The organism is Nodosilinea sp. P-1105, from assembly GCF_012911975.1.
Lineage (GTDB): Bacteria > Cyanobacteriota > Cyanobacteriia > Phormidesmidales > Phormidesmidaceae > Nodosilinea.
Genome location: NZ_SMDQ01000125.1, coordinates 1 through 5,437 on the forward strand (window position 1 = coordinate 1; position 5,437 = coordinate 5,437).

Here is a 5,437-nt window from a genome sequence, read left to right on the forward strand (position 1 = left end):
CCGCAGAGCTTTTCTTTACAAGTATCTATTGATACACGACAATTAACCCCTTAACGTCCCGCCTTGTGGAGTGCTCCGTCTATAGAGTTATTGTCATGTATAGGGGTTCTATTTAATGAGTGATTTGTTTGAGAAAGCAAACTAATTAAATATTTTAGCGATTTATTTTTTTAGTAGATAAAAATTGATGCTGGCATCTTAAGGGCAGGCTGGAATCTGGAGATGAGATTTAAGCTAGGACATCTTGAACAGGCCAGAAGCCAGAAGCCAATCCCTTCTTGTATTCTGACTTTTGGTTTCCGACTTCTATTCAGGGCATAACATCCCACCTTGGGGAATACGATCGAGTCGGTGTTGATTTAAGCAATCTACTCATCTAGGGCAAAAGAGTTAAGGGCTTGCGTATACCTGGGGTCTTGGGTACCCAGCAGGCGATCCCAAAAAGTAAAGTAAAGCCCGTAGTGAACGGTGTATTTGAGGTGATGGATGGAGTGGTGGGCAGGGCCAATCACCCACTGCCCCAGCCAGTGGTGAGGAAACGAGGCGGGGAGGCGATCGGTGCCAAGGTGATTTAATACGGCCCACACGGTCATTGTGCTTAATACGGCAATTAAGGTGATGAAATGCAGGGGAATCGCAAAAATAATACCGATTAGGAATAGTGACTGTACAACTGCTTCTAGGGGGTCAAAGGCAAAGGATGTCCAGGGGGTAGGGTAGCGCGATCGGTGGTGCCCCTGATGTACCCAGGGAAAGAGCTTAGGGTGATGAGAGAGCCGATGGGTAAAGTAAAAGTAGGTATCTTGCAGAATCAACACCACTCCATAACTCAGACCCAGGTACCACAGCCCATAACGATGCGGGTCAGTATATAGGTGAGTGAAACCCTGATGATAGGCGGAGAAAATAAATGATGCGGCTAGGGCAAACACCGCTGCTGAAAGCACCGAAAGTTTAATGTCGTGCCTAATGACACCCCAGGAAGGGGGATGATGCGTCAGTCTATGATCCACAAATGATTGACTGAATGGCGAGTAAAAGAACCAGTAGGTTACCCCCGCTACAAAAAAATACCGGAACAGAATAATGCCAAAAAAGGCAATGTTGTAAAATTCGAACGAGTGACTCTTAAATTCCATGCCTGTTAGGTGTTTACAGTGCTGCGGTACTCGCCTAGGGTGCCCGCAAATTTTCCAGGGAAAGCTAGGTTTTTTCGGTATAAACCGATTTGAGAAGCAAGTCAAGCACCTGGGCTTGGTGGGCACTGGCGATCGCCCCCTGAGATGAGGTTATCACTGCATCGCCCCCGATCGCCTGCACATCGCTGAGCAACAACACCCGGACGCGCCTAACCCGGATATCTCACAAGAAAAGGTGAATCGGGGTCAACAAACAGCGAGAATGCAATAAACACAAAGCGTTCAGCGGTTTGGAACCATGACCTCGATTCAAACAGAGTGTACCTCAACCAGCTACGACTTTTGCCGTGTGAGCCGGCGAAAGCTAGTAGCTGATTTCAGTGGTGGCGACCTCACCAGCGATGGCGGACTGCTGCTAATTCGAGAAATCGACAATTTGTATCGCATCAGCGAGCGTCTGGCCGAGTGCTTTACGGATCACCGGGATGCCAACCGGGTGCAGCATGAGTTGAAGACGCTGATTGCCCAACGGCTGTATGGATTGGTCCAAGGGTATGAAGATATCAATGACCATGACGACTTGCGCCATGACCGTCTGTTTGGTGCCGTTCTAGGTCAGCTCGAGAGTGAGCACCCCCGTTGTGCGCCTTTAGCAGGCAAGAGCACGCTTAATCGTCTGGAGCAGGCGATGCATATCTCAAATGACCTCTCCAATTCACGCTACATCAAGATGAGCGTGAACCCAGCGGCGGTGGAAGCGTTACTGGTGGAGCTGTTTATCGAGCAGATGGAGCGCGAGCCCAAGCGCATCATTCTGGATATGGATGTCACCGATGACCCGACCCACGGCAATCAGGAAGGAGCTGCCTTCAATGGCTACTACCAGCATGAGTGTTACACCCCCTTACTAATCTTCTGTGGCCGACATTTGTTAAGTTCGAAACTGCGTCCGGCTAACGTGGATCCGGCAGACGGCGCGTTGAGCGAACTGCAGCGTATCATCGCTCAGATTCGAGGGCATTGGCCCCAGGTGACGATTGTCGTCAGAGGCGATAGTGCCTACAGCCGAGACGACATCATGAGTTGGTGCGAGAGCCAAAGCCGGGTCGAGTTTGTCACCGCCCACAGCAGCAATGCCCGCTTGCGTCAATTGACGTGGTCCCTCGAACAACGGGCGAAAGCGGCTTACGAGGCGCAGCGCCAAACCGTCGCGACCGCCCTCGAACCGTTACTTTCCCAGAGCAGCGCCGAGTTCGCCGCCGAACTTGACCGCTTGGTTCCTCCCCAGGTGTGGTATCAGTCCTTGAGCTATCGCACCGTTGAGTCTTGGAGCCGGGAACGTCGCGTCGTGTGCAAGCTCACTTACGATGGCAACGGACCCCGTCGCCATTTTGTGGTCACCTCCTTCAGTGCTGAGCAGGTTCATCCGGCCTCCCTCCACCGTGACTATTACTGTCCGCGAGGGGAGATGGAAAATCGTATCAAGGAGCATCAACTCGACTTGTTTAGCGACCGCACCTCCACCCATGAGTTTGAGAGTAATCAGCTCCGTCTCTGGTTCTCCTCGTTGGCCTATGTTTTGATGCAAACCCTACGACTCAAAGCCCTCGCCCATACTGAACTGGCCGATGCCCAGTGCGGTACGATTCGCCGCAAGCTGCTCAAGCTGGGCGCTCAGGTGCGCATCTCCGTACGTCGTATCCTGGTGGCCTTCAGCTCGGCAACTCCCATACAGGCCATTTTTCAAGCCGCTTATCAACACCTCCAACGACGCCCTCAGCCAGGATAGAGCCGCCATTGCGGTCTCTCGTTTCTTCGTGGTTAATGGTCAAACGGGTGCTCCCGCACCCTGGCTTTGCCATGCGTGGCGGTTGGGCAAACCGGCAGAATTCCCTCCCAAGAGAACTCCTCACGGCCAAGGAGGCGCAAAATGTTGTCCTGCCATCAACATTCTTGCTCCTCACCCCACTGTTCAGCTTTGATCTGATGAGCTGACCTCCCTCAAAACGCGCTGGTGAGAAATCCGGGCTAAACCAGCCTGTCTTTTGCACCAAAAAGCCTAGCAGTTGATTACTCTCCTGATCAAAATCAGGACTTTTACTAGGTCAAATTTCTTCCCAGCGTCGTAGGAGGTGATGGCTTTACCGATCAGGTCTCTACCTTTAAACAACATTGATCAGGGCGAGGGATTCTAAAGACCCAGCAGCGGCGATCGCCAGGATCAAAATCAACATCATGTACTAGCTATTGTTAGACTGTTTACTAATCAGGCGTAGCATGGCCAATCTCCTTGCGGTTTTGCGATTAATGAATTAACCTATTAGCGATTATATAAAGTATGCCACAGCGGCGTTTGAAATATTGTTTAAGTTGCGTTTGAATTGATTGATTTGATTAAAAACGTAGTAAATTTCCTCAAGTTAAGAAATGCCCTCAGGAGGCTTAACTTTTGATGCAATCTGCAAAGCTAAGCAAATGGTGGGATTCCCTAAACTCTAGCTTTTGGTTTGTGCCATCGCTAATGGTGGGGCTAGCCATTGGGCTTTCGTTTTTTACCATTGGTATCGACCACTGGCTAGAGTCTGACATCATCGGTGATGTCAGCTGGGTATATTCATTGGGGCCTAGCGGGTCAAGGGCGGTGCTATCTGCCATCGCGGGGTCTATGGTGAGCGTGGCCACCACAGCATTTTCCATCACCATTGTGGCGCTGCAGCTGGCCTCTTCCCAATTCGGGCCACGTCTGCTGCGAAATTTCATGCAAGATACCGGCAACCAGGTGGTGTTGGGTACGTTTATTTCTACCTTTTTGTACTGCCTGATGGTGCTGCGCACGGTAAATGAGTCAGAGGGCCAGGAGTTTGTGCCCCATGTAGCGGTAACCTGCGCCATTGGCTTAGCGATCGCCAGTATTGGCGTGCTCATTTACTTTCTGCACCATGCCGCCTCATCCATTCAGGTCGATAACATTATCAAAGCCGTCGGCAAAGACTTAGAGGACGCCATCCAGCGGCTGTTTCCTGAAACCACTGAGCACAGCTTCTTAAGCCAGACGGAAAATGCAACCGTAGTCGATATCCCCATGGATTTTAACCGCCACTCTTACCCCGTCAATGCGAAGAGTGACGGCTACCTTCAGGCCTTTGACGATGATCAGCTCATGCAAATTGCCACGGAGAACGATCTGATTATTCAAGTGCAGTCACGCGCAGGCCGCTTTATGGTTCAGGGTAGCGAACTGGCGCGGGTTTTCCCTAAAGGCAAGGTCAATAAGACCCTGAAATCCCAGATTGATGGGGCCTTTGTGCTCGGGTCTAAGCGCACCAATCAGCAAGATTTAGAATTTTCCATCAACCAGCTCGTGGAGATTGCGGTACGAGCATTGTCGCCAGGCATTAATGATCCGTTTACTGCCGTTCGCTGTATAGACCAAGTCAGTGCCACCCTGTGCTATCTGGCCCGGCGTGACATCCCTTCGCCCTACCGCTACGACGATCAAAACCAGCTGCGCTTGTCGATGACATCCCTGGCGTTTGCCGATGTCACCGATGCCGCCTTTAATCAAATTCGGCAGAATGGGCGATCGAGCGTGGCAGTGACCATCCGGCTGCTGGAGGCGATCGCGGTCATTGCCCCCTTCACTTACCGACCAGACGCCCGCGCTGCCCTCCGGCGCCAGGCCCAGATGATTGAGCGGGGCAGCCACGATGCCATCGCCGAAGAGCTCGACCGCCAGGATATTACAGCGCAATATTTAGAAGCTATAAGTGCGATCGAGCAGCTTGAAGGAACTAGACATTCAAATTTATAGCGACGGTACTAGACTACTAAAGTGGGACGTTTTTAGAACGCCTGCTGTACAAGGATTCTGGGCAACGAGAAATTAAGGATCATACTTTTAGAGACCAGTGCCGCAGTAGCACCAGGACAAAAGACCTGTTGTGAAATAGGGGATAATAGCCTGTGGAGTAAGTTAACCCAGTTGTGCCGTGCTGAATCTCCAACGTGCCTTCAAGAGTGACCGCCTCCTCCGTGCTTTGACCGGTTTGAACCGGAAGGCCTTTGAGGAACTGAAATCCACCTTCGCTCAGGGGTAGTGAATTTTAGTGCAGGCCAGAGGAAAAGACCGGATGACCTTGCTTGGCCAACTTCTCTCTGATGCAGCGATTGTAGTCATGGATGAATAGCCAGATGGCCCCAATGTGGTTCTCGAGCTTTTTAGAGAACGACAGGGTCTTTCTCACCAGTCGCGCCACCCGCTGCCTCAACGTGTTGTTCAAACGCTCGATGTAACTGGT

Annotated in this window: 5 protein-coding genes; 2 read left to right on the top strand and 3 right to left on the bottom strand. The window is 51.4% G+C overall.

Going from position 1 to position 5,437, the window contains the following annotated elements; genetic code table 11:
- Positions 1-368 precede the first annotated feature (368 nt).
- Both E1H13_RS26015 and E1H13_RS27800 read right to left on the bottom strand, forming a co-directional pair.
- On the bottom strand, positions 369-1,139 hold the full coding sequence (locus E1H13_RS26015; protein WP_169617874.1) for a sterol desaturase family protein: 771 nt from the start codon (positions 1,137-1,139) through the stop codon (positions 369-371).
- Between the two features lie 64 nt (positions 1,140-1,203).
- On the bottom strand, positions 1,204-1,338 hold the full coding sequence (locus tag E1H13_RS27800; RefSeq protein WP_256378571.1) for a hypothetical protein: 135 nt from the start codon (positions 1,336-1,338) through the stop codon (positions 1,204-1,206).
- 99 nt (positions 1,339-1,437) lie between these two features.
- Here E1H13_RS27800 and E1H13_RS26020 point away from each other — a divergent pair, with 99 nt between their 5' ends.
- Together E1H13_RS26020 and E1H13_RS26025 are read left to right on the top strand one after the other, a co-directional pair.
- Positions 1,438-2,928, top strand: a complete 1,491-nt coding sequence (locus E1H13_RS26020) for an IS1380 family transposase (RefSeq protein WP_169617875.1) — start codon at positions 1,438-1,440, stop codon at positions 2,926-2,928.
- A gap of 663 nt (positions 2,929-3,591) precedes the next feature.
- On the top strand, positions 3,592-4,950 hold the full coding sequence (locus E1H13_RS26025) for a DUF2254 domain-containing protein (protein WP_169617876.1): 1,359 nt from the start codon (positions 3,592-3,594) through the stop codon (positions 4,948-4,950).
- Positions 4,951-5,242: 292 nt separating this feature from the next.
- Here E1H13_RS26025 and E1H13_RS26030 read toward each other — a convergent pair.
- A partial coding sequence (locus tag E1H13_RS26030) for an IS1 family transposase (protein ID WP_240966398.1) occupies positions 5,243-5,437 on the bottom strand: 195 nt, incomplete at its 5' end.